The sequence below is a fragment of the Xanthocytophaga flava genome, from assembly GCF_030068545.1.
Classification (GTDB): domain Bacteria; phylum Bacteroidota; class Bacteroidia; order Cytophagales; family 172606-1; genus Xanthocytophaga; species Xanthocytophaga flava.
Genome location: NZ_JASJOR010000019.1, coordinates 112,680 through 129,699, shown reverse-complemented (window position 1 = coordinate 129,699; position 17,020 = coordinate 112,680). Strand labels below are relative to the sequence as shown.

Sequence of the window (17,020 nt, the reverse complement as noted above, 5' to 3'; positions counted from 1 at the left end):
TTTATTTTTTTCTCACCTAAACTCACTTCAAACCATGAATGCAGCAGTTTCACAAACTTCTGGTGTAGCGTACTATGCCGAAGATCCGCGTATCGACCAAGGCACTAAGGCCTTTTTACAGATTCTTAACAATTCAGGCGGCCCTGCTCTGGAAACGCTGTCCCCCGAAGCAGCCCGGCTAGTGCTGGTAAATGCACAAGCTTCCATACCCGTCGATATATCAGGTATTGAGGTTACTGAGAAAACCATTACCTATGATGGATATACCGTGAAGCTACACATTGTCCGTCCGGAAGGAGTAAAAGAGGTATTGCCTGTCTTTCTTTTCATACATGGAGGAGGCTGGGTATTGGGAGATTTTCCTACTCACCAGCGTTTAGTCAGAGATTTAGTAGTACATTCCGGCTATTGTGCTGTGTTTGTTAATTATACTCCATCTCCGGAAGCTCGCTATCCGCAAGCTCTCAATGAAATTTATGCAACTACCCAATGGGTTGCTGAACAGGGAGCCGAAATCAATGTAGATGGAAAACGCCTGGCCATAATTGGAAATAGTGCAGGCGGAGATCTGGCAGCAGCGACTTGTTTGATGGCTAAACATAAATCAGGTCCGAAAATTAGTTTACAGATACTACTATGGCCGGTTACCAACGCAGACTTCGAACTGGATTCATACAAACAATTTGGCGAGGATCGCTTTCTGACGACATCTGTTATGAAATGGATGTGGGATCAGTATGTGCCAGATCTTGATAAACGAAAAGAAATCTACGCAGCCCCGTTTCAGGCATCTGTGGATCAGTTGAAAGGCTTACCTCCTACACTGATCCAAGTAGCGGAGAACGATATATTGCGTGATGAAGGAGAAGCCTATGGCCGCAAATTAGATAAAGCCGGAGTAACTGTAACGACCATACGCTACAATGGAATGATACATGACTTTGGCCTTCTGAACGGTCTGGCAACATTGCCCGCTACACGCTCCCTATTTGTCCATGCAGCAGCTGAGCTAACCAAATACCTCGGATAGCATTCCAGGCAGGTAGGTATATAAAGATGCTTACCTGCCTGGCTATAGAGAATGAGAAAAGCGTGATAGCCTATGCTGATTCCTCATTTTGCATAGCTGATTCAGCCCCAGAATAGCTTATAGCTCTCTTACTCTCCTTCTTCCAGCATGCCTGTTGTCTGGCAGGTTATCCTATAGTCAATTCATAACTTAATGTTCCCTAAACACAATCAAACCATGCGACTTTTATTTATCATTCTTATGCTTACCAGCACTCTTCTAACTACATCCTGTGATGATGACAAAGATGAGGCAGATCCGAAACCAACCTTTGTGTTTGTACATGGCACCTTTGCCGGTCAATATGCCTGGCATCTGATTAAACCCAAACTCGAAGCGAAAGGCTACCAGGTAGTGACCTTTGATCTACCTGCTCATGGCGATGATCAGACTCCTGTCAGCCAGGCCAACTTTGAACTGTATGTAAAGACAACAGTAGACAAAATCAATGCTATTCCAGGAAAGGTAGTGCTAGTAGGCCACAGCGGTGGCGGGATGGTTATTACAGCAGCGGCAGAACAAATTCCTGCAAAAATTGAAAAGCTGGTGTATATGTGCGCCTTTTTGCCCAAAAGCGATCAGACTCTCTACGAACTGGCTATCTCTGATACGGCGAGCTTGCTCGGGCGCAGTCTGCAACCCTCACAGGATGGATTAACGGCTTCACTACCGGAAGATGTGCTGGTCCAGGTGTTTGCGGTTGACGCGTCAGAAGAGATTAAGAAAGTGGTAGCGAAAACCCGGCCAGAACCGTTGGCTATCTTTCAGGGTAAAGCGACATTAACGGCTGCTAATTTTGGTAAAATACCCAAGTACTACATTAAAACGCTTAAAGACGAAGGTGTCACTCCAGCCACGCAACAGAAAATGATTGATGCCAATGGATCTGTTGTAAAAACATATACGATGAACACAAGTCATAGTCCCTACTGGGCTCAACCCGATGAATTGGTGACGATTCTACAGGAAATAAACTAAAGTGAGGTTGGCTTCTTATCGTGTCCCATAACTTTTCCAGAAAGGAGTCCGGTAAATAAAGGAAAAGCCCCCTTTTCTGTCCTCCTGAAAGGAACTCGTGACAAGACCGGCGGCCTTTGGATTCTGACTATATTTGTTTCTCTCAAAAAACAATCATGTCACCTAAATTGAAAGCAACGTCCGCTCAATGCTGTCAAGGTAAGAAAACCACTCAAACTACCTTACCTGTCCTTCTGGAAGAATCTTGTGACAAATAGAGTTGCGTTTGGATTATGAGAGAAAAAACACATTCAGAATCCACAGGCCGCCGGTCTTGTCACGAGTTCCTTTCAGGAGGACAGAGGGGGTTGAGAAAAGAGAGCTTTCTCAAAAATACCTGAATCATACTTAATTTTGAGGAAAATAATTTGACCTTGAAGCGGAATACATAGTAAAATAAATAAGCTACAAAGAGAGCAAAGGAAACTTCAATTGTGGAAGGTGGTGTAGGTGCGTGAGGATAAAAATTCCGCGGGCCTAGCGTTGGCCCTGTGGGGCGAAGCTTTGGAATTTTTTGCCCTTTTTTGCTTCGTTTTTTGGGCAAGCAAAAAATGAAGAGGTCAGTGGAAGAGAAAAGTAAGTGACAATAAACCAACACAGGAAGAGACAATCAAAAAAATGAAGGAGCCACAAGAAGAACAATGAAAGGGATAATAAACCAACTTAACTAAGTGAATTCTCAAAAATAAACCCAAGCCTACACAATTTTCAAAAGCATAGACTTGGATTTTACTCATATCCTAAATTCATAATGACTCATGTATATACCTATCTGTTTTGTACTTTCAAACATATTCTGCATTCACCAATGAAAACCTGGTTTTATCAATAGCGTCATTCAATGTAGGGGTGGCCTTGAAGCTTATACATATAGTTAATCCGTTATCTGAAGTCAGGGTTAGTTTTCCATCAATATCATCCGCTAATCCCCTGATGAGTTTAAGCCCTAAGCCTTCATTGTTTCTTTTTTTGTAGAAGTCGGCAGGCAATCCTTTGCCATTGTCAGATATTGTCAGAACGATTTCATCATTTTCTGTCTGTTTGCATTCGACTGCAATACTATTATTCGATTCCTGTTCGGGAAAAGCATACTTAAATGCATTGGTAACAGCTTCGTTTACGATCAGCCCAACTGGTACTGCCTGAGAAACATCCAGCTGGATAGATTCATAATTTTGATGAAAGTGGATAGGGTAACCGTCACTAAAACTTTCACGCAAGTGTTGAATTAATTCTTTCAGGTATTCCTCCATATTAATGGAAGCTACATTGGTTGCCTGATACAGTTTTTTATGAATCAAAGACATCGCATAAACCCGATTCTGGCTTACCTGTATTGCCTGTAGTGCATCATTACTCAAACTATGGGATTGCGATTCGAGCAAGCTTAACACCGTCTGAAGATTATTCTTAACCCGATGATGTACCTCTTTTAACAACCATTCCTTTTCAGTAAGCAGATGCTGTAATTGCTTGTTGTTTTTCTGCTTGATCCGGTATTGATTGTAAAGCAAGCCCATAATTATACCCAATAACACAATGCCTGCCAGGGTAGTATTTTGTATTATTTCTGATTTTTGTATTTCGCTTTGCTGTACCTGAGTTTGCTTGGTTAATAGATTAATAGACTGTGCTTTTAATTTAATGTCCTGATCTTTTTTCTCAGTTTCATACTGCACCTGCAACTGGGCGATCTGCCTGCTTTTCTCTTCGTTGAAAACAGAATCATCCAAGATTTTGTATTGCCGGTAGTGGACAATAGCGGATAAGTAGTTGCCTTGCGAAGAATCAAGTTTGAACCATAAAAACTGATTTGTGGAACGGTATTTTAAAAAACCTGATTTTTCCACAAGTTCTTTTTGCCTTGTTAGATATTTTTTAGCCAGATTGAACTGTTTGCTGTCAATAAAAAACCGTATGGCTGCCAGATAAATAGCATTGTACTCTGTTTGGCTCAGATCCGGCCTTTTTGCAATTTCCAGGAGTTGATTGCAATAGGTTTGTCCCTGTTTGTAGCGCTTTAATAATCTATGCACAGATAAAAAACCAGCCGTGACTCCTATGGCACTACGCTCATCCCTAGGAGGATATTTCTTTGTAATATCTTGCAGGAATGTGAGTGCTTCCTTAGGCTTGTTCAAGTCAACTAGCGAGTGTGAAATATTTAAAACCAAGGCGTTTATTGTGGTAGTATCCCTATTTTTCCTGGCAATTCCCAATGCTTTCTTAAAAAATGTGTACGCTTTTTGCTTTTCCTTCAAATAGTAATGAGTGATACCTAAACGATTATAGATTGTACTCATCTGCGAGGTTGAATCACTAAGACCTTCTCCTGTCTTGACGGCAAGTAAACCGTATCGTATTCCCTCTTTGTAATCTCCGGCCCCGGTATAAGCGGCACCCAAAAGATCATAAACACCTTGCAAGCCTTTATAGTTGATAGATTCATAGAGAGATAGAGCTTCTTTCAGCTTTATGATAGCACTGGTGTATTCACCTTTTACAAAATACAGATCACCTATCTCCTTCAGACAATGAGCCATTTGTAATTTACTGCTAGCCTGCTTAAAGGATGTAAGTGCTTTTTTTACTATACTTATTCTTTGAACTAATATCTCTTTGGAAGCAAAGGCCGAATAATAATGCCTTTGTTCCATATAAGCTTCTCCTAACCCATATGCATACTTGTGTTTGGAAAACACGTTAATAGCTTTGCTGATGATTTGCCTTCCCCGTTCATTGTCTCCTTTTTCCCGATAAGCCATCGCATAAAGGAAGTAAGAATAGGCAATACCTTTTTGAAAAGAGAGTTTGTTACTCAGCCGCTCAGCTTCCTGAATAAGACTTAATGCACTATCCAGATCTGTTTTGTACTCTCCAGGCTTTTCAATATAAAACCGGCCTACTTTGTGCAGTAAGGCAACACGATTTGTATCCTGTTTGGCGACTTTCAATAAGTCCAGTGCATCAGTAGCTTCCTTTACTGTTATATCCTGGGCATAACAATAACAGTTACCAATACACAACAGTAAAATAACTATGAAAAGGTTCTTCATTGGATAAAGTGCTTTAGACAATGTAAAACAATCAGCTAAGATAGAAGACTAAAAAAAGAAGTATAAAACTATTCGCTCTGAGTTGTTACTCAGATAAGAGACAGAGTTCATGTAATAATGTATGAACTCTATTTTAGAGTTTTTGTCAGTAATATAGCCTATTTTTATGTAGACTTGTGTGTTAGTGGCTTCCATTTTTAAAAGCAGTAAAGTTCATTCCTGAATTGTTTTTGAAGAACTTGCTAAAATGCGCATAATCGGTAAACCCTAACTCGTACGCTACTTCCTTCATACTTAAGCCAGAATACAGTGCTTGCCGCTTTGCTTCCAGGATGATGTGCTGCTGAATATGGTAACTTGCTGGAAATCCAGATACTTTCTTTACGATCCTATTGAGATAATTGGGTGTAACACATAGTTCCCGCGCATAATCTGCAACCATTCGTTTGGTGGTATAATGTATTTTCAACAGACCTATAAATCTGTCAGCAATATGTATGTCTTTTTCTGGCACGTTTATGTAGTCCAGCCTTTCTGCTTTTCTGGATAAGTAAATAATAAATATTTTCAGCAGACCTTTTAAAATCTCCGTTCGTAGCATAAAACAGTTAGACAATTCTGTTCTCATCTTCATCAGAATATCTTCCAGTTCATGATGTATTTCCTTTGTTATATGAATAATTTGCAGATTTCTGCCAAAGCTGTTTTGAAGAGTTAGAAAAGAAAAGTCCTGCTTGTTTTCTGCCAGATAGGCAAACTCTTCCGATAAGGAAATGTAATACCCTTCTACCTTTCCATTGGTTGAAAATTGACGCAATTGTCCTGGAGAGAGACAATAAATAACATTGGGTTCAATTACATATTCCTGACAGTCAACTGTTAATTTACCGGCTCCTTCAACTATCCAGATTATTTCAAAACCAGTGGTACGGATAGGACTGTTAAAAGATATAGGATGGTTCTGTTCAAGCCATTGGAGTGTGTGAATCTCCACTGGGTTGTCAGCCTTGGCATTGCCTTTACTTGTCATCTGAAAATGATCTCTGGCTGATTCATGGGTATCGGTGGGTCGAACCTTTAGTCTCATGGGGAAGAATATTTAAGGTTATAAAAGTGTATTTCTAGTATCAGGATTTCCTTATCAAATTGTAAATCTGAATTGCATTACCTTCCTATATCGTTTCCGGCTATACTTCAAATAGTACTATCACGTGAGCTAAACTCGAACAAATCTTTTCCTTTACTAAACAAAACAAGTATTACACTTTTCTATTAGCACTGAACCTCCATACAGCCTTTGTAGACGATTACGTTTTGTATTCTTTCCTACAACTGATATACCAATAAACTAATACATTGAATATCAAGTAATTAAAAATATATTTATCAATAATAATTGTTGATATTTCAACAATTAACGAAAGTATTGGTGAGATTTAACCAGTTTATCGCTTACATTTAGATAAAACTCATTTTCAAACAACATGGATCAAACCCATTGGCAAGACCTGGAACGGAAATTAGAGGAAAAAGAAATTTTGCTTTCTTTAATCAGGGATATAGCATCGATAAGAAACAAAGAGGATCTGCAGCGTGTTTTGCAGATCAAACTCCAAAAACATCTGGCTGTCAGCGGCTTCCGAATTAGCCTAATAGACAAAGCATCATCCCTGGTAGTTCCTTTTCTGATCATCACAGGTCAGTATGGTCAAGAGAATCCGGAACTGGAGTCAGAGCTGAACCGAAACCTGCCGCTACAGGATGGACTTTTTGATAAAGTACTAGAGACTGGCTCTACGGTTAAAACAGATCTGACAGCCCAATCCGTTACCACACATACACCAAAGTACATACGTCTGTTGAAAACTGCCGGCTTGACGGAAATTGTTTCGGTGCCCTTACAAAGTGAAGAGGAAACCATAGGCGTCATGTGTATGATAGCCGATTCCAACAATAAATTTCGCCCAGAGCACTATACCCTGATTGAAAGTGTTTCAGCCCAGATTTCAATAGCAGTTGCCAACATCCTGGCCCATGAAGCCATCGCCCGAAAGGAAGAGGAGAAATCCATATTACTATCGCTGAGTAATAGCATGGCCTTGGTACGCAGCAAACAAGACCTTGCCAGTACCATTAACCAAAAACTCAAAGAGCTTTTTTTCATAAAGGACTTTACCATCGTAGCTCTTGACCAACAGGATATGACCTTTGGCGCGTATTTGTTTGATGAGAACAATACCCCCTACCTGCAAAAACGAGAGTATCTACAAACCCTTTATTCCAATTTTAAGTTTGAGAAACAATTCTATGACCTTGTGCTTCAATCCGACAAACCTGTAATTTTTGATATAAAGGAACTAGCTTCCCAAAAAAATGCGGCAGGGCATGCACTATTTTTTCATTCCATCGGCATTGATTTCATAATCGGGGCTGCATTGCGCATTGGCAATACAAACTTTGGTGTCCTTTGGATTCAACCGGAAAATATAAACGATTTCAATACCGTCAATAGGACTATTTTTACGGGCGTCTGCTCACAGATATCCATCGCACTTTCCAATATCATCGCCAATGAAGCACTCGAAAAACAATACAAGGAGAAAGAAATACTCCTCTCCCTGAGCAATGCCATCGCTTCTACCCGTGATAAGACGGATTTGCTTAAAATCATTACCCATCAGCTTAAGCAGCTGTTCAATTATAATGACGCATCCATTATCATTCTGGATCAAGAGCAGAAAACATACAGTGCATATTTGCTTGACATGGAAGAAAAACGAACCTCTCATCCCGATTGTCTCCCAAATGCGACTGGCAACTATGCCGTGGCAGACCGGATTTGTGATGCAATACTTGCAGCAGAAGGTCCAATTGTTTTTGACAATGAGGAACTCATAAAGCAAGGACCTGTCCCTTCCTGGCTTGCCTTCCTTCATAAAACGGGTATCCATGAAATGGTCAGTGTGGCCTTACGTTACAGCAATAAGAATATTGGCGCTTTTTTTCTCCATTCTGAAAATAAAAACTATTTCAAACCGTATCAGCTTAGGCTGATTCAGGGCATCTCCTATCAGTTATCCATCGCCATGGCAAATATTCTGGCTAATGAAGAGATAGCCAGACAACTGGAAGAGATCAGACATTACAAAAGTCAGCTGGAAGAAGAAAATCAGTACCTGCAGGAACAGGTAGAAAAAGCCTATAACCATAGTGAACTGATTGGAAAAAGCCAACCTATGCAGAAGGTATTTCATATGCTTTCACAAGTGTCATTTACCAATAGTACAGTCCTGATCTTAGGCGAAACCGGAACAGGGAAAGAACTCATTGCCAGGGCTGTGCATAATGCTTCATCCCGGAAAGACAAACTTATGATTAAGGTCAACTGTGCTGCATTGCCAGCCAACCTGATAGAGAGTGAATTGTTTGGACACGAAAAAGGTGCTTTCACAGGAGCAATAGAACGTCGTATTGGTAAATTTGAAATGGCACATAAGGGTACGCTGTTCTTGGATGAAATTGGCGAATTGCCCGTAGATCTACAGGTGAAGCTACTGAGAGTATTACAGGAGAAAGAAATAGAACGCGTTGGTGGTCAGACTACGATTAAAACGGATGTACGTCTGATTGCTGCCACCAATCGCAACCTGCAAAAAGAGGTAGAGGCCGGCAGATTCAGAAGTGACTTGTATTATCGCCTGCATGTATTCCCGATTGTTATGCCTCCACTTCGGGAGCGAAAAGAGGATATTCCTTTGTTAGTAACTCATTTTATAAAAAAACACACAAAAAGAACTGGCAGGGAAATTTCTACTGTTACCAAAAATGTAATGAATGCCTTGCAGTCGTACCATTGGCCGGGAAATGTTCGCGAGCTGGAACATTTTATTGAAAGAGCTGTATTGCTAAACTCTGGCAATAGTATCAGACAAATAGACCTTCCTTCGTTTGCAGGCAAGAGAACTGTTGCTGACTCAGTAGAAAACTTCTCCTTAAAAACGTTGGAAGAAAACGAACGGGATCATATTCTGGCAGTATTGAGGAATTGTAACGGAAAAGTATTTGGCCCTGGAGGTGCTGCCGAATTATTGGATATTCATGTGTCTACCCTCAACTCCAGAATGAAAAAATTAGGCATAAAAAAAGAACATATATTTGTTCAAAAAAAATAATCCTAAGCTATCATTTTTTACTGTACCCCTATTGCGCTTGTTAAATTACCCATTTTTTTGAAAATTGTAGTAACTTGCCAATATGGAGTACTATCTATGAAAAATAAGATTCTGATTGTAGAAGACCAGTTTGTAGAAGCCAACAATCTGCAAATGATCCTGGAAAGAGCCGGATACGAGGTATGCCCCATTGCTCGTTCCGTTTCGATAGCCCTGGAAATCATAGAAAAAGAAAAGCCCGATCTCGTATTGCTGGATATCTTTCTGAAAGGGAAACTAACAGGTATTGATCTGGCCAGAATCTTACAGGAACAACAGATCGCTTTTGTTTATTTATCAGCCAACTCAAATAAAGAGATTCTTGATGCGGCAAAAGCCACCAAACCGTATGGCTTTCTGGTAAAACCTTTTCGAGAAAAAGATGTACTCGTCACACTAGATATAGCAAATTATTTACACGAAAACAATCTTCAGTCTGCCATTCGCCAAGAATCACAACAGGCTGCAAAGCTCTCTTTGCCAAGTACTCACTTTAAAGACATTATTGGAAAAAGCCGGAGTTTAGATCTTGTTTTAAATCATGTACAGATTGTAGCCCCTACCCATACCTCTGTTCTGCTTCTGGGCGAAAGTGGCACAGGCAAAGAACGTATAGCCGATGCCATTCATCTACTTTCTTCGAGAAAAAGCAAACCTCTCATAAAGGTCAACTGTGCTGCATTGCCAGCCAGCCTGATAGAGAGTGAATTGTTTGGACACGAAAAAGGTGCTTTTACAGGAGCTACAGAGAGAAGAATTGGTAAGTTTGAACAAGCGCAAGGTGGTACTATTTTCCTGGATGAAATTGGTGAAATGCCCCTGGATTTACAAGTAAAGCTACTGAGAGTATTACAGGAGAAAGAAATTGAACGGGTTGGAGGAAGAACTACCTTTAAGGTAGATGTACGGATTATAGCAGCGACCAACCGTAATCTGGAAAAGGAAGTTGCTGAAGGTCGTTTCCGTATGGATTTATATTATCGTCTCAATGTATTTCCGATTGTGATGCCTCCACTTCGGGAACGAAAAGAGGATATTCCTCTGCTTGCTCAGTATTTTCTGGATATCTATACCCGAAAAATAGGGAAACAGATAACCGGGCTCTCCGACAAGGTTCTGGAAGCGTTGGTTCAATATAGTTGGCCAGGCAATATTCGCGAACTGGAACACTTCATTGAAAGAGCTGTATTACTTACCCAGACAGGAATGATTCAGAATGTAAGCATACCTGTAAATGTACCAAAGGAAGAAGCTTCTTTAAAGAACCAGCAGGACATTAAATCTATGGAAGAAATGGAGCGGGAGCATATACTATGGGTACTGGAGAAATGTAATGGAAAAGTATTTGGACCAGGAGGCGCTGCTGAATTACTAAAGGTACCTGTTTCTACGCTGAATTCAAGAATGAAAAAGCTGGGTATTGAAAAAGAGAACTTCTTCTCTGTAAACAAATCTTAGTCAACACAATCGTTTTAGGTATTCCTTTTGCTAAAGTTCTGAAAAATAAAACTGCTACTTTACCAGGCTCGCTTCTATAAAGATCCTGGCATTTAACATCCTGCTTACAGGTCCATACAACTCAGTCTCTTTAATACAGGCGTCAAATGTTTCCTGACTAATTCTGGAGACTTTTGCTTTTACAATAAGGTGCGATTCTGTGATTACTGCATTTTCAAATGTGATATGGCATCTTGTTTCCAGTAACTCTGCTGTAAAACCTGCCTCATTCAATACAAAGCTCAGTTTCATAGTGAAGCAACTGGCATGGGCAGCAGCAATCAATTCTTCCGGGTTTGTGCCAGGCACCTCACCAAATCGACTGGTAAAAGAAAAATACACCTGTTCTAAAATTCCGCTTTGGGTACTGATCTGTCCATACCCATCTTTTCCAGTACCAGTCCAGGTGGCAGTAGCATAGCGTTTCATAACTATGAATGGTGTTCTATAGCGTGTTAAGGAAGAATCAGGACTAGATTAGTGGCGTTTGTACTCCAGAAGTGAGAAACAATGTTTTATTGCGTAGCTGCTCATTACGGGCAATAGCTTCTTTAAGCTTATTCTCTGTTTGTTTAAAATGTGTCCAGCCTTTGTGGTGAATAGGAATAATTTTGTTCATATCGAGCACCTTTACGGCTTTTAGCAGATCATTGCTATCCATGGTATACTGCCCAAAGCCAGTAAGATAGCGAAACTGTACTGATCCCAGATGAAAGATGCCAACATCAATTTTGTAACGTCTGCCAACCTCTGCAATCCCCTTAAAATAAACAGTATCACCAGAAATATAAATCACCCCATTTTTCTGTTCATCGAAAGCTATGATAAAACCGATTACTTTCCCAACAAGAAATTCCGGCACCCACCAGGGATGATGTTGAGCAGGTGTTGCTGTAATAGTCAGATTTGTTACTGATTGTGTAGTAATCGTATAACTCTCCCAATCGTCAAGTCCGATAGCACCGGGTATAGTCCTGGCGGCTGGTTTGGTAGAAATTACAGTGGGTACAGTTTTAGTAAATTCCTGCCCTCTGATATCAAAATTGTCTTTATGCTGATGATGGCTCAACAATACCAGGTCCACTGCTGGTAACTGATCCACTGGTAGAGCCGGATTTTCTGTCTTCCTGGAAAAAGTGCCTGATCCGTGATAATACAGATGTCCGGCAGCATCCAGTGTAGGATCAGTTAGTATTTTGTATCCGTTAATATCTAACAGAACACACGCTGTGTCAATATGTGTAATTGATAGTTTCATACAATACAGCTATCCTCGAATGGGTAGTAAATCTGTGAAAGTCTATCAGCAAAATTGCCATACGGGTGTGATTGAAACAATGTAGAAAAGGTATATTTTATTGGCTATATCAATCCTTTTGATGCTTGTTACCTAATTCTTTTATATGAGACTATTCCTTCTTCTAATTCAATGTTTTTTGCTGGCACCTATCTTCTGACCAGAATACAGATTCCTGGTAGTCAATAAAATAAGTATCTGGTAAGGTATGGTTATTTTCTGAATACTTCTGATAGTATACTTGCCGTGCAACCATTTGAAAAGAAATTGGGTCACTGTTTCATATCAACAATTATATCGATGAAAATAAGTTTTTTGCATTACGCCCTGATTTTATCTCTGACTTTTGGTTTTAGCAGTTGCTCACAAAAAAACTCCACAGGAGAACAAACAGAACCAGCCAAAGATACTGTAGCTGTGCTGGACACGGTAGCAACTCAGGATACAGTAGCCACTACAAAAGATTGTTCAGGGGATGTTATGTGTACTGAGATATTCTCTACTGTTTCAGCTACAGTCAAAAATAAAGACAATAGCCCTGTCCAGTTAGACAGCTACAAGATTATCCAGACTGCTACAGGCACAGAGAGAACGCTAACACTAGATGCGGCAATGGCTGAGATGCAACGCAAATCCGGCACATATGCTATTGTTACAGATGCCAATGTGAAAGAACTCGCTAACAAAGAAATCGAGGTAGAATTTATTGGTTATAAAGCCGGGAAAGAAATCGTGAAAAGAAAGTTCACCGTAGGTGCGGATTGTTGCCATGTCAAACACATTGCCGGAGAGCTGGAGATTGTGGTTGAAAAATAAGAACTATCTGATAACATGAGTTATCCCGGATTTTGGATGTGAGTAAAACCCAAGCCTATACAATTTTCAAAAGTGTAGGCTTGGGTTTATTTTTGAGAAATGTTTCTTTCTGTGTTTGTTTATTATTCAGCACATTTCCCTTCTTATCACCCTGTTACTTTTTTGCTTGTCTCTTCCTGAGTTTGTTTTATTGTCACTTACTTTTCTCTTCCACTGACCTCTTCATTTTTTGCTTGCCCAAAAAACAGGGCACCAAACGAGAGTTTGGTGAGCCAGATCTGTGCGTGAGCAAAAAAGGGCACCTTTTCCCGATCCTTCCCCCCGCAAGGCCAAAGGCCAACCTCGCGAGAAAAGGATTGCCAGCGCACTTATACTTCCTTTCGCGATTAAAGTCAACACAACGCTCTTTGAAACTCCTTTGCTTCTCTTTTTCTAAAGAATGTGGTATTCTTTTCCTCAAAATCCGGGATAGATCATGTTTTTTTGAAAAAGCTCTCTTTTCCCCTCTCAACCCCTCTCTGTCCTCCTGAAAGCAACTCGTGGCAAGACCGGCGACCTTTCCGAGTGGAGAGTATTTTTTCTCTCAGAACCCAAGCATGGCTCTATTTGTCACAAGATTCTTACAGAAGGACAACGAGGAGGTTTTTAGGGTAAAAGAGAATTTTTTCCTAAAAACCTCAAAAATGAAAAAGTTATGGGACAAGATAAGGTTTGTGTGCTTGTCACTTCAAGCCCTACCTTTTGTGTTCATGGTTCCTTGTCTAGTGACATTCTTCCCAAAGCCCTTATTTGAAAACAGGGTCTCTTCTAATGATTAAAGCAATACATGGATCAAGAATAGTGTAACGAAATGAAAATGATACCTTCAATTACTTGTAGGACGATGATACCCGACATCCATAAGAATAACTCATAACACATAAACAAAAAAAGCTTTCCATAGTCTCATGGAAAGCTTTTGGGTTAGCTTTAGATAACTCTTAAAAACAGATTTGATAAATCTTTATCGCTGATTACTCATTTTTCTGAAGCCATCGATTCAAATCTTTCAGCACGTCGTTATTAATGGAATGACCCAGGTTGTATTCATGGTAACTTAATTGCACAGTCAGCTTTTCAAGAAAAGTTTTGGCCTCTCTGGCATACTGGATTGGGAGTGTACCATCTTGAGTACCATGAGAAAGAAATACGTTTAATTTGCGGAAATTATCATTTGGAACAACTCCTACCTGATGCTGTTCCAGAATCCGGCCACTTAGTGCAATCACCTGATTTACTTCATTAGGATAGGTCAATGCCACACTAAAACTCATAATAGCTCCCTGGCTAAACCCTCCCAGATACAGCTGGTCGATGTGATATTTCTGTTTTATATGAGACACAAATCTGTAAATGGTATTTCGGCTTGATAACTCCTGCTCCACATCAATCACAGGCCTGCCTGTTGAAAAATCAACATTGTACCAGGCAAATCTGCCTCCTCCTAAAGCAAAGGGCCCTCTGGCTGCAATAATATAAAAGTCATCAGGTAACTGACCCGCCAGGCTAAACAAATCCTGCTCATTACTACCTACTCCATGCAAAAGGATGATAGCCTTGTTTTTTTCTGCTTTGACTTTTGGCTCTCTAATAAGATATTGTAAGACAAAGCTATCAGAAGGGTTATTGGATTCGGACACCATTGGATCTATCATAGATGTATTGTTTATAGATAGCATCTGTAACGCAAAAAAGAATACAGACACAAGCATATTATCCAAATTTTACAGAAGTCATGGTGAGTGAACCTCCTACTGCCTTATCATTGAAAAATGATATGTTATCCTTTCCTTCTTTAAGACCTAACGTATACAACAAGGGCAGATAGTGCTCGGGTGTAGGAATAGCCAGCAGAGCTTCTCTGCCCAAGGTTGTATAATTGATCAACGCTTTATGATTCCCTTCCTCAATCAGGCTTTTAAAAGTATCATTCATCTGTGCAGCCCAATCATAGGCGTATTCGGGATCATTTAGTTTATCCCATGCTACCATTCTCAGATTATGCACCATATTGCCACTTCCTATGATCAATACTCCTTTTTTGCGCAGCGCATTAATTTCTCTTGCCAGATCATAATGATATTGTGGCCCTTTGGTAAAATCAATGCTCAACTGTAGTACCGGAATTTTTGCCTCCGGATACATATGGCGTATAATAGTCCAGGTACCGTGATCCAGCCCCCAGTCGTGGTCTAATTCCACATGAGTAGAATGAATCAGACTGGCAGTCTCTTTCGCCAGAGCCGGATTACCGGGTGCCGGATACTGTACAGCAAACAGTTCTTTGGGAAATCCTCCAAAGTCGTGTATCGTCTCTGGAAAGTCCATTGCCGTAATTTTAGTACCTTTGGTAAACCAGTGTGCCGATACAACCAGCACAGCTTGAGGCGTTGGAATCTCTTTTGCCATTTGGGTCCACCGTCGGCTAAACTCTGTATCTTCGATGCCATTCATAGGCGATCCATGCCCAATAAATAGTACGGGCATTAGCTGCTCCTGTTTGGGGAGATTATCTGTAAATGCTTTAAATCCTGATAATGTTGTCATACCTATTGTTCCTGTTAGGATGGTTTTAATAAATTTCTCTCTTTTCATCAGACAAATGATTGATCAATGACAGATGTTGAGTTTAATGATGAAGAACTTTCCAGCCTGCCAGCCAGTCATAGTTACTCTTTATAGTCTCTTGAATAAGCAGTAAAGCCATATTCTCAAGTGTTCTGCTGACAGATAAATCTCCTGCAAGAATAGGATAAAATCCGGCTGCTACTACCAGTTCTGAAGCTGTCTCCAATGCTTCTTCATGATTACCTGCTATAAATGAGTCAACCTGCTTGCCATCAATGACAGGAGTTGAGAAATCTGCCGCAAAAGTTGTGTTAAAGGCTTTTACTACTTTTGAATGGGGAAGCTGTTTTTGTAATTCTTCAGCAGCACTTGTATCTGGTTCTGTTAGCATACCATTGAAAGAAGTATCCAGTGGATTGGAAATACTAACCACAACCTTCTGATTAGCTACCTCTCTGATCTTTTCAGCGATTTCTTTTTCAGTCTGATAAGGCACAGCCAATAGGATAATATCTGCTTCCCAGCTTGCATTGACACTGCAATCTACACTCTCTATATCTGCGACAGCATTACGTTTCCTGATTTCCTCAACCAAAGTTTGAAGTTTAGCCTGATCTTTTGCAAAAAGAAGAAGACGATAATTAGCGTTGGATAATGCCCTGGAGATAGCTGATCCCATATTTCCTGTAGCTCCAATAACGGCAATAGTCTGTTTTGTTTTCATCTCACAATCTGTTTTGATGATACAAAATTACTACTTCCTGCTACCCTCCGCATTGATTTCAGGCAAGAAAAAGTCTTGACAAAAGTCAATGAAATGAAGCATTTTTCTTCTGGTTAAGCATTTTCTTCCGAACACGACTTAAAGTCTCAGGAGAAAGTCCCATATACGAGGCAATCATATGCTGAGGCACCCGCTGTACAATATCGGGATAGGTCTCGACGAAGTTTTTATACCGTTCCTCTATAGGCAAGCTGATGCTGGATGTTAAGCGTTTCTGAAGGGCTATGTATGCATCTGTGATCAGCAATCGCATGTATGTCTCATATTTAGGCTGGGTTTGCAGTAGTTCTTCATGTGAACTTTTGGAGATAAGCACCAATTCGGAATCTTCCAGGGCATCAATCGTATAAACAGCAGGCTCACCAGTCAAAAAACTAAACAAATCAGCCACTGTCCAACCTTCCAGAGCAAACAAAATAATATGTTCTGTCCCACCTTCGACCGAGTATTCTCTCAAGGCCCCTTTTTCGACAAAAGCAATATGCTTACACTTATCTCCTTCCTGGAGTAAATATTGCCTTTTGCGTATTTTTTTCGGAATGAGATAAGTTTTAATCTGTATTTCCTCTTCCGGAGATAGATCTACTCGTTCTCTGAATTTCTTAAAAAAAAGATCGTACATGAATAAACCAATCTATTGGTATCAACTGAGAGTTCTTAAGCTAA

At 40.2% G+C, this 17,020-nt stretch carries 13 protein-coding genes; 5 read left to right on the top strand and 8 right to left on the bottom strand.

The annotated features are described in order from the left end of the window. The first annotated feature begins 34 nt into the window (after positions 1-34). On the top strand, positions 35-1,030 hold the full coding sequence (locus tag QNI15_RS24890) for an alpha/beta hydrolase (protein WP_314034266.1): 996 nt from the start codon (positions 35-37) through the stop codon (positions 1,028-1,030). Between the two features lie 216 nt (positions 1,031-1,246). Continuing rightward, positions 1,247-2,047, top strand: a complete 801-nt coding sequence (locus QNI15_RS24885) for an alpha/beta fold hydrolase (protein WP_314034264.1) — start codon at positions 1,247-1,249, stop codon at positions 2,045-2,047. An 824-nt stretch (positions 2,048-2,871) separates the two neighbouring features. Here the strand turns inward: QNI15_RS24885 and QNI15_RS24880 are convergent. Together QNI15_RS24880 and QNI15_RS24875 are read right to left on the bottom strand one after the other, a co-directional pair. Then, positions 2,872-5,142, bottom strand: coding sequence for a histidine kinase dimerization/phosphoacceptor domain -containing protein (locus QNI15_RS24880; protein ID WP_313994384.1), 2,271 nt, complete (start codon positions 5,140-5,142; stop codon positions 2,872-2,874). A gap of 181 nt (positions 5,143-5,323) precedes the next feature. After that, positions 5,324-6,229 (bottom strand): helix-turn-helix domain-containing protein, encoded by a 906-nt coding sequence (locus QNI15_RS24875; protein ID WP_314034263.1) that lies wholly within the window; start codon positions 6,227-6,229, stop codon positions 5,324-5,326. A gap of 397 nt (positions 6,230-6,626) precedes the next feature. Here QNI15_RS24875 and QNI15_RS24870 point away from each other — a divergent pair, with 397 nt between their 5' ends. Beyond that, positions 6,627-9,314 carry a sigma 54-interacting transcriptional regulator gene (locus QNI15_RS24870; protein WP_314034260.1) on the top strand — a complete coding sequence of 896 codons (2,688 nt, stop codon included), beginning with the start codon at positions 6,627-6,629 and terminating at the stop codon, positions 9,312-9,314. Positions 9,315-9,410: 96 nt separating this feature from the next. Beyond that, on the top strand, positions 9,411-10,811 hold the full coding sequence (locus tag QNI15_RS24865) for a sigma-54-dependent transcriptional regulator (RefSeq protein ID WP_314034258.1): 1,401 nt from the start codon (positions 9,411-9,413) through the stop codon (positions 10,809-10,811). Between the two features lie 54 nt (positions 10,812-10,865). On the opposite strand, the gene QNI15_RS24860 is transcribed toward QNI15_RS24865, so the two are convergent. Both QNI15_RS24860 and QNI15_RS24855 read right to left on the bottom strand, forming a co-directional pair. Beyond that, entirely contained in the window at positions 10,866-11,279 is a 414-nt protein-coding gene (locus QNI15_RS24860) for an OsmC family peroxiredoxin (protein WP_313994395.1), read from the bottom strand. A 43-nt stretch (positions 11,280-11,322) separates the two neighbouring features. Then, positions 11,323-12,108 (bottom strand): MBL fold metallo-hydrolase, encoded by a 786-nt coding sequence (locus QNI15_RS24855; RefSeq protein WP_314034256.1) that lies wholly within the window; start codon positions 12,106-12,108, stop codon positions 11,323-11,325. A 339-nt stretch (positions 12,109-12,447) separates the two neighbouring features. Here QNI15_RS24855 and QNI15_RS24850 point away from each other — a divergent pair, with 339 nt between their 5' ends. Further along, complete coding sequence (locus QNI15_RS24850) at positions 12,448-12,963, top strand: hypothetical protein (protein ID WP_314034254.1); 516 nt, start codon at positions 12,448-12,450, stop codon at positions 12,961-12,963. A gap of 1,013 nt (positions 12,964-13,976) precedes the next feature. On the opposite strand, the gene QNI15_RS24845 is transcribed toward QNI15_RS24850, so the two are convergent. The 4 genes from QNI15_RS24845 to QNI15_RS24830 all read right to left on the bottom strand — a co-directional run bounded on the left by QNI15_RS24845 (position 13,977) and on the right by QNI15_RS24830 (position 16,976). Further along, a complete protein-coding gene (locus QNI15_RS24845) occupies positions 13,977-14,714 on the bottom strand; it encodes an alpha/beta hydrolase (protein WP_314034252.1) in 738 nt (245 codons plus the stop codon). Between the two features lies 1 nt (position 14,715). Continuing rightward, the gene (ygiD, locus tag QNI15_RS24840; RefSeq protein ID WP_313995163.1) at positions 14,716-15,549 is read right to left on the bottom strand and encodes a 4,5-DOPA-extradiol-dioxygenase; all 834 of its coding nucleotides are present in this window, start codon (positions 15,547-15,549) and stop codon (positions 14,716-14,718) included. Between the two features lie 82 nt (positions 15,550-15,631). Continuing rightward, the gene (locus QNI15_RS24835) at positions 15,632-16,294 is read right to left on the bottom strand and encodes an NADPH-dependent F420 reductase (protein WP_313994406.1); all 663 of its coding nucleotides are present in this window, start codon (positions 16,292-16,294) and stop codon (positions 15,632-15,634) included. An 85-nt stretch (positions 16,295-16,379) separates the two neighbouring features. Further along, complete coding sequence (locus QNI15_RS24830) at positions 16,380-16,976, bottom strand: Crp/Fnr family transcriptional regulator (protein ID WP_314034250.1); 597 nt, start codon at positions 16,974-16,976, stop codon at positions 16,380-16,382. Positions 16,977-17,020 lie beyond the last annotated feature (44 nt).